Below are 16,760 nucleotides of genomic sequence, written 5' to 3'. Positions count from 1 at the left end.
TCAATCACTTTCCCTCTCTATGGATTTCGACATCACTTACATGACGATTCAGATGATATAACTCATCAATAAACCGCAACGATCGTATTCCTTCTTCACCCGAAATGCTAGGAGCTCGTCCTTCTCTGATGGATTGAATCACATCTAAAAATTGAATTCCATGCAAGGACAAATGCGGATAGGGTTGGAGAGACTCTTGTGCAGAATCCACCTCACCCCCGATATGCCATTGCATAATCTGGTTGTCTTCAAGCACCACACTTCCGTTGCTTCCAAAAATCTCAATCCGTACATAAAAACCGGGATATGCACAGGTAGTACTACTAAAAACACCAAGCGCCCCATTTTCAAACTTCATGGTGCATGAGGCAACGTCTTCAACCTCGATTCGTTCATGACCTCTAGTGGCAATAAAACCTGACATTTCCTTGTGTTGACCCATCAAATAGAGCACAAGATCTACGGTATGAATCCCCTGATTTAGGACCGCTCCACCTCCATCCATAGCCCATGTGCCGCGCCAAGAGGAGACATCATAATACGATTGAGAGCGGTACCAATTTACGGAGGCATTAATCAGCAATGGCTGCCCTAACCGCCCTTGTTCCAAGGCGCTTTTCACTTGTTGCACAGCCGGCGCAAACCGATTCTGCATAACGACTGAAAGGGTCACTCCCGCCTTATTACATTCCCGAATCATCTTCTCCGCTTTTGCCAAAGAAATATCCATCGGCTTTTCCACAATCACATGCTTTCCCGAGCGTGCCGCCTCAATGGTTACCTCACTATGCAAACCACTAGGTACGCAAATATTAATTACAGCAATATCCCTGCGTTTTAATAGCTCCCGATAATCTTGGTAATAATCACATTGATAAACTTCAGCAGCAAGCTTTCCCTTCTTTTCATCTAGATCGGCAACCGCTACAATTTTTGCTTCTCCCAATGCTACGAGTTTGTTCAGTTCTTCCAGATGTGTACTTGCTATACCGCTTGTCCCTATTACACCAAAGTGCAATGGAGAAGATTTCATAGGTATCTTCACCTTCTATCCTATAGTGATCGTCTCTCTAGTTTGTGCAGATTTATAGATAGCAAGAATAATTTCTAATGGCTTTAAACCTTCCTCACCGTTAACCAATGGTTCCCGATCTTCACGGATGGCAGCCATCATATCAAGGATCTGCAGCCGATGTGCATAGCCGTTAATAGCTGCAGGATCTGCTGCGCCACTTCCATCAGCTGCTGACTCCTGTGCAGCCAAATTGACAGCTTCTCCACCTCCGTACATCGCCCCCTGCTCATCAGCAGCACGTAAATAATGATGCGTTAACTGGTCATTATCAATTACTGCTGTGCCATGCGTACCAAAAACCTCCAGTCGTGCAGATAAACCTGGATAAGCACTAGTTGTGCCTGTAATTGTACCCAACGCACCATTTTTGAAGCGAATGGATGCCACAGCCACATCCTCTACCTCAATTCGTTCATGAGCCAATGTTGCGGTATAAGCTTGGATGCTGTCCACTGGTCCCATTAAATATTGAAGCAGATCAATTGTATGGATGGATTGATTCATAAGGGCGCCGCCGCCATCTAAAGACCAAGTACCGCGCCAATCTCCGCTGTCATAATAGCCCTGCGTTCTGTACCAATTCACAGCTGCCTGACCTAATACCATATCGCCAAACTTTCCAGCCTCCACATCAGCTTTCACTCTTGCAGTTGACGGATCAAAACGATGCTGTGAGATAACTGCAAGCTTAACACCCGCTTGCCTACATTCTTGTATCATCATTTTTGCCTTTTCCAAAGTGATATCCATCGGCTTTTCCACGATCACATGTTTTCCAGCCCTTGCTGCTTCAATGGCCATTTCGGCATGCATGCCACTAGGTGTCAAGATATTGACAATATCGATATCCTCCCGTTTCAGCATTTCACGATAATCCACGTACCAGTCTGCTCCGGTCTTTTCCGCCACTCTTCTTGCTTTTTCTTCATTGATATCTGAAACAGCTACTAAGGAAGCACCATCAATCGCAGCAATTTGCTCTTGATGAGTTTGACTGATGACTCCACAGCCGATAATGGCAAATCTGAATTCACAATTCATTTCACAGTTCCCCTCTCATTTCAATTATGAGCCGAAGCTAGATTTCAAGTCGCTGTGTCCCATCCTGATGCCTGAAAGAAATCTTCATTACAGCCCTTTCAGTAATGTATAATTGTATGTTTAATCAAATTATAAAACGCTTACATTTAGTTTTATATAAGAGTAATGCACAAATCCTTTCAAAATATAATAAAGAAAACTCGTCGACTGGCGAGCCCTGCCCTTGGGTGAAGACAGAGTCGTAGTTGCTCGTATACTTATTCCTAAAATTTCTCACTACGTCGAATTGCCTTCCAGCCAGAAATTTATACTTTCTTAAAGTGTAAGAATCTACAAGTTAATCGGGGGATAATGGCAAATTTATATGCAAAGTAAAGAACTGAAATTCCATCACGATCGAGATTCCTCTTTTATGGGGCGTTGTAATTACATCAACTGTGGTTGCACGAGAAGAAGATACATGCGAAGAAGCCAAGGCTTTTTGAAAAAGCACTTGGCTAATCTGGCATTTCTATTTTTGCTAAGATAAAAATCAATAGTGTTTCCTTCAAAAGCTACTGTATGACACAGATACATCGTTTCTAGTATCACATGCACCTCTTTTTCTCCCCTCCATTTCAAATGCCTTTCATATAACCCAATAAATTTTCTAATAGTGTAATCTATTGGAGCGGTATCATAAGGCAAAAAGGATACTGAGATTCTACAAACTTTTATAGATGCTATCGTTACTTTTCACCTGTTATCTAGTTAACGCTTTCAAAAATTCCTGTCCGCTCCCCCGCATGACAGAAATTATGATTTCACTCATTGGTCGCTTCATATACTGTTATTTTATTAACACGATTTTCGTGCCTGCCGCCTTCAAAAGGTGTTGTTAACCATATTTTTGCGATATCACGAGCGAGCCCCGGACCAATGACACGCTCTCCCATCGCTAATATATTTGTATTATTATGTTCTCTTGTTGCCTTTGCACTAAATGTATCATGTACAAGCGCACAACGGATTCCTCTTACTTTATTAGCTGCTATGCTCATCCCAATACCTGTTCCACAAATGAGAATCCCGCGATTTACTTCACCTCTTGCTACCTTTTCAGCTACCGGAATAGCATAATCCGGATAGTCAACAGAAGCATTGCACTCACACCCCAAATCTACATATTCAATATTCATCTCTTCCATCAATAAGATGATCTCTTTACGAATATTCATACCACCATGATCAGATGCAATAGCTACTTTCATTCTTCCTCCTCCTCCTATCCTCTTTTTAACTCATTTACATTCCATTATTTTAAACCTGGCTTTTCTAATTTCTTAAGCGAGAATTGAATAAGATAAATAATAGCTTGTGTACGAGTTGTAAAATCATTTTCTTCCTTAAAATTATCAATACGTTTTAATAATTCCACTGGATAACGCATATTTATGAATTGCTTCATTGTTTAATCCTCCACGTGCATGAAAGTAATGTATGATAAACTGGCTATATCTCCTAACGATATCCAAACAGGATGTGACACAATGTTCATCCATATAGCCCACACATTTTGTCTAGATGCTAAACTGACATTAACTAACAAACCAATTGGTTACATTCAACTTGCATTCTTCTGTTAATGAAGATGACGTTTGTTAATTATTTTTTGTAACATAGCAATTTTTATATCTAGTTGTTGACTAATCTTTATAATTTCTATATTAGAAAAATCCTTACTTTTTACTAGTTCGTACATTTTATTTTTGCATTCTTCTATAGAGTTACTAAGCTGTACCACATCTTTTAAAATCATAAACTCCCGTCACTTTCATAATTAGTAATTGTAACTACTCAGCCCTTCTCCTTAATTTCAGTGTTTGTTAAGCCACATTCTTTATTTATTAGCGTTTCACCCAAAATACATGTTTATTTCGTCTAGCTATCTTGTATTTTCGCGAAACAGCTGAGTAGTTATCTTGATGAACTGTCAAAATCACTTCCTTAACTAACTTTGATAATCATACGTTTTTTCAAATAAATATACATCACAAAATGTGTGAGGGCCTTTCAAAGAGTTGCTTCAGTTCTGCTATACGAACCTCTGATAAGGAGTCTACAACTCTGTCCGCCTGAGATAAGTCCATGTCTATTAGCTTATGCCTTACACCAATACAATATATATCGGCTCTTTTAGCAGCTGTTACACCATTATAAGAATCTTCTATTACTACACAATTTTTCGCCGAAACCCCTACTTTATCTGCAGCATGAAGGAAAATTTCCGGGTCAGGCTTTCCTCTTTCAAAATCAACACCACACACGATTTCGTTAAAATAAGATCTCAATTCACATTGCTCTAACACAGCTTGTATTCTTTTTTTATCAGAGGAGGTCGCCAATACAGTAGGAATCTCTTGTTCCTTTAATGATTTTAAAAGAGGAATGGCTTCAGAAAACAAAATCTGTTTAAAATCCCATTCTTGTTTTGTGAATATACTATTTTGTAAGGCGATGAGTTCCTCCAAGCTTTGTGACAATGAAAATTTTTCTTTCAATATTGTCCATTTTCGCTTAGTTGTTCCTCCCATAAAACTAAGCTTAGTATTTTCATCTACTTGGATCTTGAGGATTTTAAATATATCTTCATTTAGTCTTCTATAAATTGGCTCACTATCTACAATCACACCATCCATATCAAAAATAACAGCTAGCTCCTTCATTACCTCATTCCCCCCGTTCAATTATCATATACAAATGAAAGTTAATTACTTAATAACTGCCAATCCCATACTCCTAATGATAACTCATTTTTATATCACATGAGCATAAGCAGGAAGACCATCCTGTGTTGGCAATAGCATTTCCCCCTGAATAATAGGACGAACATATTCTTTAAATTCTGTAGACATTGAACATTTTTCTTGGTCATACCATTCTTTTGGGACAAATCGTTCCGTTCCAGCTACCTCTTCTAACAACACTGTTTCATATGAAACTTTATATTTTTCACTATTTTGGTTTCGTCTCAATCCAACCATAACTCCCGAGTGATGACTCATTGCAAATCCCCATGCCTTTTGCCCAACTTGGTAGGCTTCCCTGACATCTGTTTTGGATGCAAATAGCATACTACTGCGCTGCCAAGTACTCGGAACGATATATCGGGCTGATATTCCCAGTTCCTCTTCTATGACTTCTGTTAAATATGAAGAGACCCCCCCAAGTTGAAGCCGCCCCATAATATCATGAGCAAGGCCATTCCTTGAAATCGCTTGATTTTTACTATCACGAATTCCCTCAGATACCACTACAACGGCACTTTTCTTTTCAGCATTTAAAACTCGTATTTTCTCTAAAAAACTGTTCATATCAAATGGGACTTCAGGAATATAAATGAGATGTTCACAACTATCCTCTACACCTTCTACCAATGAGCAAGCGCCCGCTAACCATCCAGCATGGCGGCCCATTGTTTCTAGAATTGTAATACGGTTACTCGCCATATAGCTTTTCATGTCTATCTTGATATCTAACATACAGGTAGCTAGAAATTTTGCAGCACTTCCAAAACCCGGTGTATGATCTGTTCCCATCAAATCATTATCTATTGATTTAGGAACTCCAATAACTCTTAATTCATATCTGATTCTTTTAGCCTGTTCATGAATCATTTGCGCCACATTCATTGATCCATTTCCACCAATAAGGAAGAGATAGCGGATATCTTTTTTCTTTAATATCTCCACAATTTTTTCAATATCACTTAACGTTAGCTTGTAACGCCACGATCCAAGTGCAGCACCAGGTGTCCAACGTAAACGATAACGTTCCTCTGTTGACAGATGATGTAAATCTACAAAACAACCATTGAGTAATCCATGTAATCCTCCTGCAGCTCCATAAATTTTCCTGCTAAAAGATGATTTAAGGGCTTCATCTACGATTCCGATTAGAGAATTATTAATAACAGCCGTTGGACCTCCAGATTGAACTATCAGACAATGACCATTCATTTTTAGTCTCCATTCATTATTAATTTCAAATTATGGTATCAGGCGTCTCTATAAAGCTTATACACAACATTTCAGTTAAGCGCTTTATCAAATTAATAAAAAAAATATTAGGAATCTTAATGAACTTTGCTGCATTCTACCTTAGAAAGATTTCCTTATGAGGTTACTTCTCTTTTTATCTTGGCAGTGGATTTTCTTTCAACTAGTTCAGGCATTAATGTGACTCGAATTTTATCCATCTTCTGATTTTCAATCATATCTATCATTAATTTCATAACTTCCCGCCCCATAACTTGTATAGGCTGAGCAATCGTTGTTAGTGGAGGATCTACGATAGTGGCAATGGCAGTGTCATCAAAACCAACAACGGATAATTGCTCTGGAACGATAAGTCCATTCTCCTTTGCGGCTTGAATGGCTCCAATCGTAAGTAGGTCATTACAGGCAAAGATAGCAGTTGGGGCATGATCATGCTTCAAATATTTGTTTGTAATTCTTTTCCCCCAAATTATATTTGACTCCTCTGCATATTCAAAATAACTTGGTACCTTTAAATTATTTTCTTCTAAAGCCTGTTTATACCCTCTAAATCTTTCCCTGTTGCTCCAAACATCACGCGCTATGATTCCAATATTTTCATGGCCCAAATTTATTAAATATGAAGTTGCTTGATATCCCCCTATAAAGTCATCAACTGCAACTGTATTTACAGGAAACATTGGAAAATCACGTGCAACGATTGATACAGGAATGTCTTCTTTTATTAAATCCTCTACCTTCTGTAAATCTTCAAATCCAGATGCCAGAATAAAGCCATCCACATTTTTTTGTCTTAAGAGTGATATATATTTGTTTTCTTTTTCTGACAAATAATCTGTGCTACAAATAAATAAACTGTACCCCAGCTCCTGTGCACTATCTTCGATAGTTCTTGCAAGTTCAGAAAAAAATGGATTTGCTAGGTCTGGGATCAATAGGCCGATTGTCTTTGTTTTTTTGCCCATAAGTGCAGAAGCCATTATATTTGGCTGATAATCCAAATTTTTTACCACACACAATACTTTTTTTCTGGTCTTCTCGCTAATTCTCCCTGTATTATTAAGAACCTTAGAAACAGTTGCAATGGAAACTCCAGCTGTTTTTGCAACATCGTAGATAGTAACTATCACATTCCACCTCCCTACCTCAACTTCAAATAATCAAAGTTGCCCCATCACATTATTCTAGATAAAATTAAAATTTATTATATAGGAGAAATCTTTGGGATTTCTGTTCCGATATTTACTTTTTTGCACTTTAAGAAAGTATAAATTTTCAGCTAGAAGCGAATTCGACGCAGAAAGAAATTTTAGGAACAAAGTGTAAGTACCACTACGCCTCTGTCTTCGCCTAACGGCTCGCCAGTCAGCGAGTTTTCTTTAAAGATCCTGTCGACTTTCGTACAACAAGTTTTGCTGGCAGCATAATACGCTGTGACGTTCTTTTTGCTCCTTCGATTTCTGCAACAATTAAATCAATTGCTTGATACCCAATATCCTCAAGCGGTTGTGCCATAGTTGTTAGAGGAGGATTAGAATAACTAGCTAAAGGTGTGTCATCAAAGCCAATAATCGATATATCTTCAGGAATTGAGAGACCTCGTTTGCGTACAGCCTCCATAGCACCAATTGCTAAAATATCATTAAAAGCAAAAATAGCAGTAGGAGGTTCTTTTAAATCTAGAAATTCTTCAGTTACTTTTGCACCGTTTGCTACTGTAGCTGATGTTTCTAAGCAAAGCTCATCATCATAAGCCAATTGATAATCTTGAAGTGCATTACGATACCCGCGAACCCGCTCAACACTACTCTGAACAGTTTCAGTAATCACCGCAATACGCTGATGACCTAGCTCAGCTAGATAAGCTGTTGCTTGATATCCTCCTGTATAATCATCAACTGAAACCGTATCAAGAGAAAACTTGCTAATATTATAAGCAACCAATATAATAGGGATCTGTTGATCTACTAATTCTTTTATTAAATCAACACTATTGAACCCTGAGGTTATAATAAACCCATCAACCTGCTTTCGTAAGAATAAAGAAATATACTTTTGTTCCCTCTCCTCCTTATAATCCGTACTACATACGATAACACTATACCCTAGCTCATCTGCTCGGTCTTCCATACTTCGTGCTAATTCTGAATAAAATGGATTCGCAATATTGGGCATTAATAATCCAAGAGTGCGTGTACTTTTCCCTGTAAGAGTTGACGCAGCAGCACTTGGATAGTACTTTAATTCATCCATTACTTTTAACACTTTTTTTCTTGTTTTGGTACTTATCCGACCCGTATTATTAATAACCATGGAAACGGTTGCAATCGAAACTCCTGCCTCCTTGGCTACATCGTAAATTGTTGGCTTCATGTTCTATTCCTCATTTCGCAAACTTCATTTACTCAGTATTATAGCATTTTTAATATAACAAGTTAAAAGAACAAAGCTTTTAAAAGAGGAATTTGGTGAGCTTAATTATGAGTTTAGCCAACAAAAATACTTATATTTGTTTATCTCCTTCATTTCTTATGACGACAAGCTTTCGACATCCTACAAAATCTCGGATAGTAAGAAATGAACTCTATCACCAACCTCTGACGTGGAGGCTGTCCCTTCCATATCAGGTGTTAACGCTACTTTCTCAACCATCACCTGTTCTACTGCCTTAAGCACTTTTTCTCCTAAATCTTGATATCCGAAAAAATCTAATATTTGACTCGCTGACCAAATTGCGGCAAGTGGATTTGCAATGTTCTTCCCAGCAATGTCTGGTGCCGAACCATGAATAGGTTCAAACATCGACGGATATGTTTTCTCTGGGTTAATATTTGCTCCAGCAGCTAAACCAAGTCCACCTGCGAGGGCTGCACCTAAGTCAGTTAAAATATCACCAAATAAGTTTGAAGTTACCACTACCTCAAAACGTTCAGGCTGTTTCACCATAAACATCGCAGCAGCATCAACAAGATAGGAATACGTTTTGACATCAGTGTAATCTTTCCCAACCTCTTCAAAGATTTCATCCCAAAAAACCATTGAATAATTTAATGCATTCCCTTTACTAATGCTTGTTAGAGACTTATTCATGTGTCGGGCTGTCTCATATGCATAACGAATAATCCGTTCTGTTCCCTTTCGAGAAAAGACACCTGTTTGAAGGACGACTTCTTCTGGCTTCCCTTTAAAAAGCCAATCTCCTGCTCCCGCATATTCCCCTTCACTATTCTCTCGAATCACAAGCATATCAATATCTTCACGCTTTACGTCCTTTAACGGACATGGAGCTCCTTTCAGCAAGGTAATTGGACGAATATTTACATATTGGTCGAAGCCCTTTCGAATGCGAAGCAGTAAATCCCAAAGCGATACATGATCTGGAACACCGGGATACCCTACTGCTCCTAAATAAATTGCATCAAATTCTTGTAATATCTCCATCCCGTTATCATCCATCATTTTACCGTGCTCTAAATAAAATTCACATCCCCAAGGAAAGTATGTGAACTCAAATTGAAAACGTTTATCCAGTGCAGCTACCTTCTTTAACACCTTAACGCCTTCTTCAATGACCTCGGGCCCAATCCCATCCCCTGGAATTACTGCAATTTTATAAACCTTCATCGCTATCAACACCCTTTGAGTTTTCTATTATATAGGAAGATTCACTGTAAGAATTACAATGAATCTTCCTTCAACCACTTTCTAGTGCCGCAGCTTACTCTGCTACATATGTTTTCATGGATGTTATGTTTTGGATCATATGAAACGGTTAGCAGATTAACCTTCTATATTTACTACAACCGTAACGGTTTCAACCAGTTCCTGAATTGCGTAAGCTGGTCCTTCTTTGCCATTTCCGCTTTCCTTTACACCACCGTACGGCATTTGGTCTGTCCGGAAGCAGCATGTATCGTTAACGATAACTCCCCCAACTTCAAGTAAGTAAGGAATTTTAAAGGATAGGTTTAAGTCTTTTGTATAGATCCCCGCCTGCAATCCATATTTCGAGTCATTTACTAATTCAATTGCTTCTTCAATATTATCATACACTGTGACAGATACAACCGGCGCGAATACTTCCTCAGCCACAACCTTCATACTCTTTGCCACATTGGTGAGAACAGTTGGATAATATATGTTACCGCTTCGCTTACCACCTGTTAAAACAAGGGCACCTGCCTCCTTAGCCTCATTCACCCACTCTTCAATTCGGATGGCTTCTTTTTCACTAATCATCGGTCCAACATTTGTTTCCGGATTTAGAGGGTCACCAACCTTAAGTTCTGCCACATGCTGGAGAAAAAGTTCCATGAAACGCTCTGCTACTGATTTTTGAACAAAAATACGCTGAACGGAAATACAGATTTGTCCTGCATTCGCAAATGACATTTTCGCTAATTTTGCCGCTGCTTGTTCAATATCTCCATCATGATGAACAATTGTTGCGGAGTTAGAGCCCAGCTCTAATGTTGCTTTACGCAAGCCAATCGTTTTTTGTATATGTTTCCCTACCCCTGGTGAACCCGTAAATGTATAATGGGCAATGCGCTGATCGTTTAACAATTGTTCACCTACTGTACTCCCGCCGCCTGTTACACATTGTACATAACCTTTTGGAACACCTGCTGTTTCTAACAGCTTACATAATTTTAAAGCAGTAGTAGCTGTATCAGATGCTGGTTTTATAATGACTGGGTTTCCTGCCGCCAGTGCAGGGGCTACTTTATGAACGACAAGATTTAAAGGGAAGTTAAATGGTGTAATCGCTGCGACAACACCCACGGGCTTTTTCACTGTATATAAGAAACGGCCTTGCACATTGTAATTTGGAATAATTTCTCCAACGAGTTTTTTTGCTTCATCAGCCGCCATTTCAAAGGTTGCTATAGAGCGATTGACTTCTAGATGTGCATCCGTGATTGGCTTACCGCCTTCTTGTGCAATCGTCTCTGCGAAATCATTACGATTCTGCTTAAGTAATTCCGCTACACGGAGTAATACTGAATGACGATACTCAGGCGTAAATGGCACCTTTTTATAGGCATACACTGCTGCTCCCACTACTTTGTCAACAAGCTCTGGGCTTGCCATAGGGACTTCTGAAAAAACCTCTCCCGTATATTTATTATAAATTTTATACATATCATCTGTTTCTATCCATTCACCATTCACAAACAGTTTTTGTTTTTCAACTAATTGTACCATCTTATATCCTCCAATTACTCTCATCTCCTAGAGGAATTACTTAAGCGCTTAATCTTTCACCAAAGCAATTCCTCTAGTGCAAAATTGTATACTATTACTTCTTCTTTAAGACCTCTCTTACACGAGCTACAATATGATTTGATGATATTTCATATTTTTGAAGAAGAGCCTCGTTTGAAGCTGACTCTGAATTACGATCTTTAACCCCAATTCGAAGCATTGGAACTGGCTTTTCCTCAACAAGTACTTCTGCAACTGCACTTCCTAAGCCGCCATAGATGCTATGTTCTTCTGATGTTACGATTGCACCGGTTTCCTCAGCTGCTTGAATGATAGCTTCCTTATCAAGCGGTTTAATGGATGGCATATGCAAAACAGCTACATCAATTCCTTCTTCAGCAAGTTTTTCCGCTGCTTCAAGGGATCGGCCTGTTTGTGTGCCTGTTGAGATGATTGTCACATCTTTCCCTTCTCTTACCTTTACTGCTTTTCCAAGTTCAAACTTGTAATCTTCAGAAAAGACCGTTGGAAGTGGATCACGCGCTAAGCGGATATACACAGGACCATGGTACTCATTTGCAAACTCCATCATTTTCTTTGTTTCCACACCGTCAGCTGGCGCAAGAACAACCATATTAGCAAGACTGCGGAAGATCGCAATATCTTCTAATGCTTGGTGTGTCTTGCCTGTTAGACCAGTTAAAAGTCCGCTGTAGGCCCCAATCATTTTCACGTCCAGATTTGGTTGAGCAATTTGAACTTGAATTTGGTCAATGGCACGTTTTGAAAGAAATGCTGCAAAGGTCGTTGCCCATGGCTGTAATCCTGTTGTTGCGAGACCAGCTGCAACGCTCATCATATTTTGCTCTGCAATTCCCATCTGTAAAAATTTAGGTGCATTTTTCTCGGCAACAACATTCACTTTTGTTGAAGTTGCTAAATCGCCGTCTAAAGCATACACTCTTGAGTCAATTTGGGATAAATGAAGCAATGTATCACCAAACACATCACGCATCGCTACTTTTTCAGCACTTTTTACAGTTACCATCTATCTTAAACCCCCATTCCAATTTCTTTAATTGCTGCTTTTAGCTCTTCATCTGTTGGGATACGCGCATGCCATGAGTAAGAATTCTCCATAAAACTTACACCTTTTCCTTTAATCGTATTGGCGATAATAATAGTAGGCTTTCCTTTGAAAGCTTTTGCCTGATCAAAAGCTTTCGTGATTTCTTGGAAGTCATGTCCGTTAATGCTAATGACATTCCACCCAAAAGCTTCCCAACGCTTTTCTGGTGAATATACAGGAATGTCTCGCTCAGTTTCTACCCCTGCCCATCCATACTGTTGAAGCTTGTTGTAATCCATAATCACAACGAGGTTATCTAAATTATATCTTGCTGCAATATCCGCAGCTTCCCATACTTGCCCTTCTTGTGACTCCCCATCACCAATCATGCAATAGGTACGAAAATCTTTGTTGCACAATTTTCCTCCAAGTGCAATGCCAACTGCAGCAGAGATTCCCTGTCCTAATGAACCGGTTGACATATCAACGCCAGGCAAAATCTTCATATCAGGATGACCTTGCAAGCGAGAACCTATCGCATCAAATGTATTTAATTCTTCTAGAGGAAAATAACCACGCTGGGCCATAACTGTGTATAGCGCAATGGCTGAATGCCCTTTTGATAAGACAAAGCGATCACGATTTTCTGAACGTGGATCTTCCGGGTTAATATTCATTTCTTCAAAAAACAGGCTAACTAGTGTTTCCACAGCAGACATTGGTCCGCCAATATGACCAGCTCCTGCATGATGAACTGTTTCAAGGATAAGCTTCCTTGTTTCAGCAGCCTTTTGCTTTAAAACTACCACCTTTTCTTGATCAAGTAATGTACTCATTGGCTTCCTCCTTAATAATGAACATGAGTTTTGAATGGATTCAAATAAAATTTATAAGCATACATAGTTTATAGATAAAATAGATGAAGCGCTTAATCAAACGATAAAAAATTACTAGAATGACCTAGATGTTTCTCTTTTAATTTTTACAGGCTTCTTTGTTTCAAAAGATTCTTTTGCCGCTTTAGCAATTAATTCTGCTTGTAATCCATCATTTCCTCTGCAAACTAGTGGTTTATCATATAATACCGAATCAATAAATGCATGCGTTTCGTTCATGTAAGCATCTTTATAGCGATCTAAAAAGAAGTGCTTTAATGTGTCTTTCAAAACCCCATCTGCTGTGCTAATCTCTACGTTTGTTGGATGTTCATTTTGGGCTGTCACGCTTCCTTTTGCTCCAAACACTTCAAGGCGCTGATCATAACCATATACAGCTTTTCGGCTATTATCAATAACACCAAGCGCCCCGTTTTCAAACTTTAGGACAGTAAAAGCAGTATCTATATCACCCAGCTCTCCAATGACAGGATCGACTAAATTTGCTGCTTGGACATAAACCTCTTCAACCTCGCTTCCTGTCACGAAACGAGCCATATCATAATCATGAATAGCCATATCGAAAAACAGGCCTCCAGAACTCTTAATATACTCTGCCGAAGGAGGTTCAGGATCACGCGATGTGATTTTTACAATATGAACTTCTCCGATTGTATCTTCCCTTACAGTATCATGCACTTTTTTAAAATTCGGATCAAAACGCCGGTTAAATCCAACCTGCAGCTTAACCCCAGCTTCTTTTACCACCTCAAGTACTTCTTTTGTTTCTTCAACTGAAAAACTAATTGGTTTTTCGCAGAAAATGTGTTTTCCCGCTCCCGCAGCTTCGCGAATAATCGCAACATGTGTACTTGTTGGAGAGCAAACCAAGACTGCATCAATTTCCGGATCATTTAAAATATCATGGTAATCCGCAGTTACACTTTCAATCCCAATTTGATGAGCCCATTCTTTTACATTTTCGATAAAAATATCAGAAATTGCCTTAATTCTGACTTTTGGAATATGAACAATATTTTCCGCATGTAACCGTCCAATCCTGCCCGCTCCAATAATCCCTATCGTAATTTTTTCTCCCAATGAAAGTCACCACCTAAATGTTGGTCTAATTATCAATTCATCATAGAACTACTATAGAACCACCTTTTTGGTTAAGCCCTTTACTACTTGGGTTCATTATATTCTAAATATTTTATTTTTGAAAGGGGTTTCTCTAACTTTTTTTTGTAAAATTCATTTTTTTCACGAAAAAATTATCTGATTTACCTATAAATTTAATTGCATTATGAATTCAACTCGTTTAAAATTCACATTAATAGTAAGCAAATAGGTTAAGCGTTTAAACAGTTAAGCGCTTAATTCATCACTATGAAACTTCTTAATTTTCCATCATCTTACACCATAGAAGAACTATTGCTTACTTATTCTAATGAAAACGACAATTAATGAGGAGGCACTAACAATGGGAAATCTTCCATTCCATTTAGGAATTCACCCTATCAATTGGGTTGGAGAAGATGTTTTAGAACACGGTGATCATTATTCTTACGAGCAGGTTATGTCCGAGATAGCATCTCTTGGATTTAAAGGAACAGAGGTTAGTAGAAAGTTCCCCAAAAATGCAAAAGAATTACAGGATGCTTTATCAAAATACAATCTTCAGTTAACTACCCAATGGAAATCAGTACTTTTTTCTGAAGCTAATAATCATAAACAAGAGTTAGAAGCGTATCGTCATCACGTGGAATTCCTCAAACAGTTTGGTTGTAAGGTGGTCAGCACTGCAGAAATTGGCGGATCCATTTTGAATCAGGACCCAAGACGAGGCCAAGATGAAACTGATGTGATCCGCTTGGACAATGACGGCTGGAAGTACATGGTTGAAGGACTGAATAAAGCAGGTGAAATTTGTCGTGAGAATGGCATGTACCTTGTCTATCATCACCATGCAGGTACAGTGGTGGAACAACCTGAAGAAATTGACCGATTAATGGAAATGAGTGATCCAAATCTCGTTCACTTACTATTTGATACAGGACACGGGTATTATGGCGGAAATGATCCTTTAACACTATTAAAGAAGTACTATCACAGAATTAAGTATATTCACTTAAAAGATGTACGCCAAGAGATATTAGTGGAAGCGCTTCAAAATAAATATAGTATTAGAGAATGTATATCAAAAGGAATGTTCACTGTACCTGGTGACGGCTGTTTAGACTTCAAGCCAATCTTTAGTGAATTATTAGACCGAGGATACGATGGTTGGGCCCTAATCGAGGGTGAACAGGATCCTTTAATTTGCAACCCTTACGAATATGCCAAAAAAGCAAAAGCGTATATTGAAGACATTGTGACAAATCTGCAGGTGCAAAAGACCACGATCTAATGACATTTTAATAAACTAGAAGCTATTCCAAAAGGTAAATCGGCACTTAATCCATTAGCCAATTTTAAAAATTAAATTCTAAACAACTAACACGAGAGGGTAAAGAGACTTTTACTCTCTCCATTTTTTTGAATTTCATCGGGAGTCATTACTTTGTTAGTACTAAGATCTATTGTATAATTTGATTTATTCAGTGGTGTATCACAAGGATAAAGGAGCTATTAAACACTATGAAAAAATTTTTCAGCTGGAAACGGTCAAAAAAGGGGTTCGTGTCCTTTGGCACTGCATTAGGATTGGCTTTTGCTGTTTTTGATCCTGCAGTAAATAAACCTGAATCCAAACAGATGCTTCAGTTCAAAGAAAATACAGATGATGATTGCACTGATGAAAAAAATGTCCCAGTAGATATAAATGATCCTACCCTATACAATAATAAAAATAGCACTAGTTAACGTAAAGTCCGTTACCGGAAGTCAATGTATCTAACGTTTCTCTATGTATTATTCAGTAATATTGTAGTATTGAAGTAATATCTCCTTCAACGCACGCTCCGTATCTGCACTGTCCATCCCGTTACTTGAAACAGTAAACTCTTTACTACATCCTTTTGTTCTTACTTCAATTCCTGTGTAATGAATTTCAATCTTTTTTTCTGAATTTCCTCCTCCATATCTTTCTGTACTTCCTGTCCCCATACCCCTGATACAACTTGAGTTAATTTTTGTTCTCTTACCACTTTTATCTATATAGTAATATTTATCTGTTACAGTACCGTAGTCCATGTTAGAAGTAGAAGTAACAAAATAGCCTTTATCATTGATTGTATGAACTTCATAATCCCCTTCTCTTTGTACTTCAGAAGCACCTTTTACGTTGTAAAAAGCATAAACATATCCTTCATAACCTTCAGGTATTAGATAAATATCGTTTGTTTTGCTACTTTCGTTCATTGCACATCCTGCTGAAAAGAAAAGTAAAAAAATAAGCACATATATTACCTGTCTCATAAACAACACTCCTTTAAAATAAAAACAAGTTTCCT

At 38.4% G+C, this 16,760-nt stretch carries 17 protein-coding genes and 1 pseudogene; 2 read left to right on the top strand and 16 right to left on the bottom strand.

The window, feature by feature from the left end; genetic code table 11:
- Nucleotides 1-4: 4 nt before the first annotated feature.
- The 15 genes and pseudogenes from AAHB12_RS14915 to iolG form a co-directional block, all read right to left on the bottom strand.
- On the bottom strand, nucleotides 5-1,033 hold the full coding sequence (locus AAHB12_RS14915) for a Gfo/Idh/MocA family protein (protein ID WP_342045812.1): 1,029 nt from the start codon (nucleotides 1,031-1,033) through the stop codon (nucleotides 5-7).
- 15 nt (nucleotides 1,034-1,048) lie between these two features.
- Nucleotides 1,049-2,116 (bottom strand): Gfo/Idh/MocA family protein, encoded by a 1,068-nt coding sequence (locus tag AAHB12_RS14910; RefSeq protein ID WP_342045811.1) that lies wholly within the window; start codon nucleotides 2,114-2,116, stop codon nucleotides 1,049-1,051.
- A 430-nt stretch (nucleotides 2,117-2,546) separates the two neighbouring features.
- A pseudogene (locus tag AAHB12_RS31790) lies at nucleotides 2,547-2,743 on the bottom strand (DDE-type integrase/transposase/recombinase); the annotation flags it as partial.
- A gap of 176 nt (nucleotides 2,744-2,919) precedes the next feature.
- Nucleotides 2,920-3,366 (bottom strand): ribose 5-phosphate isomerase B, encoded by a 447-nt coding sequence (gene rpiB, locus AAHB12_RS14900; RefSeq protein ID WP_342045810.1) that lies wholly within the window; start codon nucleotides 3,364-3,366, stop codon nucleotides 2,920-2,922.
- Nucleotides 3,367-3,410: 44 nt separating this feature from the next.
- The gene (locus AAHB12_RS14895; protein WP_342045809.1) at nucleotides 3,411-3,563 is read right to left on the bottom strand and encodes a hypothetical protein; all 153 of its coding nucleotides are present in this window, start codon (nucleotides 3,561-3,563) and stop codon (nucleotides 3,411-3,413) included.
- Between the two features lie 174 nt (nucleotides 3,564-3,737).
- The gene (locus AAHB12_RS14890) at nucleotides 3,738-3,914 is read right to left on the bottom strand and encodes an aspartyl-phosphate phosphatase Spo0E family protein (protein ID WP_342045808.1); all 177 of its coding nucleotides are present in this window, start codon (nucleotides 3,912-3,914) and stop codon (nucleotides 3,738-3,740) included.
- A 232-nt stretch (nucleotides 3,915-4,146) separates the two neighbouring features.
- On the bottom strand, nucleotides 4,147-4,821 hold the full coding sequence (locus AAHB12_RS14885) for an HAD family hydrolase (RefSeq protein ID WP_342045807.1): 675 nt from the start codon (nucleotides 4,819-4,821) through the stop codon (nucleotides 4,147-4,149).
- A gap of 90 nt (nucleotides 4,822-4,911) precedes the next feature.
- A complete protein-coding gene (locus AAHB12_RS14880) occupies nucleotides 4,912-6,114 on the bottom strand; it encodes a 6-phosphofructokinase (RefSeq protein WP_342045806.1) in 1,203 nt (400 codons plus the stop codon).
- A 155-nt stretch (nucleotides 6,115-6,269) separates the two neighbouring features.
- A complete protein-coding gene (locus AAHB12_RS14875) occupies nucleotides 6,270-7,283 on the bottom strand; it encodes a LacI family DNA-binding transcriptional regulator (protein WP_342045805.1) in 1,014 nt (337 codons plus the stop codon).
- A gap of 235 nt (nucleotides 7,284-7,518) precedes the next feature.
- Nucleotides 7,519-8,526, bottom strand: coding sequence for a LacI family DNA-binding transcriptional regulator (locus tag AAHB12_RS14870; protein ID WP_342045804.1), 1,008 nt, complete (start codon nucleotides 8,524-8,526; stop codon nucleotides 7,519-7,521).
- Between the two features lie 180 nt (nucleotides 8,527-8,706).
- Nucleotides 8,707-9,777 carry a tartrate dehydrogenase gene (locus tag AAHB12_RS14865; protein ID WP_342045803.1) on the bottom strand — a complete coding sequence of 357 codons (1,071 nt, stop codon included), beginning with the start codon at nucleotides 9,775-9,777 and terminating at the stop codon, nucleotides 8,707-8,709.
- Nucleotides 9,778-9,933: 156 nt separating this feature from the next.
- Complete coding sequence (locus AAHB12_RS14860; RefSeq protein WP_342045802.1) at nucleotides 9,934-11,361, bottom strand: aldehyde dehydrogenase family protein; 1,428 nt, start codon at nucleotides 11,359-11,361, stop codon at nucleotides 9,934-9,936.
- A 94-nt stretch (nucleotides 11,362-11,455) separates the two neighbouring features.
- A complete protein-coding gene (locus AAHB12_RS14855) occupies nucleotides 11,456-12,409 on the bottom strand; it encodes a transketolase family protein (protein ID WP_342045801.1) in 954 nt (317 codons plus the stop codon).
- A 5-nt stretch (nucleotides 12,410-12,414) separates the two neighbouring features.
- The gene (locus AAHB12_RS14850) at nucleotides 12,415-13,266 is read right to left on the bottom strand and encodes a transketolase (protein WP_342045800.1); all 852 of its coding nucleotides are present in this window, start codon (nucleotides 13,264-13,266) and stop codon (nucleotides 12,415-12,417) included.
- Nucleotides 13,267-13,380: 114 nt separating this feature from the next.
- Nucleotides 13,381-14,406 (bottom strand): inositol 2-dehydrogenase, encoded by a 1,026-nt coding sequence (gene iolG / locus AAHB12_RS14845; protein ID WP_342045799.1) that lies wholly within the window; start codon nucleotides 14,404-14,406, stop codon nucleotides 13,381-13,383.
- Nucleotides 14,407-14,788: 382 nt separating this feature from the next.
- Here iolG and iolE point away from each other — a divergent pair, with 382 nt between their 5' ends.
- Together iolE and AAHB12_RS14835 are read left to right on the top strand one after the other, a co-directional pair.
- Entirely contained in the window at nucleotides 14,789-15,715 is a 927-nt protein-coding gene (gene iolE, locus AAHB12_RS14840) for a myo-inosose-2 dehydratase (RefSeq protein ID WP_342045798.1), read from the top strand.
- A gap of 230 nt (nucleotides 15,716-15,945) precedes the next feature.
- The gene (locus AAHB12_RS14835; protein WP_129728970.1) at nucleotides 15,946-16,170 is read left to right on the top strand and encodes a hypothetical protein; all 225 of its coding nucleotides are present in this window, start codon (nucleotides 15,946-15,948) and stop codon (nucleotides 16,168-16,170) included.
- A gap of 48 nt (nucleotides 16,171-16,218) precedes the next feature.
- On the opposite strand, the gene AAHB12_RS14830 is transcribed toward AAHB12_RS14835, so the two are convergent.
- Nucleotides 16,219-16,725: a DUF6843 domain-containing protein gene (locus AAHB12_RS14830; RefSeq protein WP_129728969.1), complete on the bottom strand. Its 507-nt coding sequence runs from the start codon at nucleotides 16,723-16,725 to the stop codon at nucleotides 16,219-16,221.
- Between the last annotated feature and the right edge of the window lie 35 nt (nucleotides 16,726-16,760).

This window comes from Bacillus sp. OTU530 (assembly GCF_038440375.1).
The sequence above is the reverse complement of the archived record's forward strand: the minus strand, read 5'-3'. Positions and strand labels throughout refer to the sequence as shown.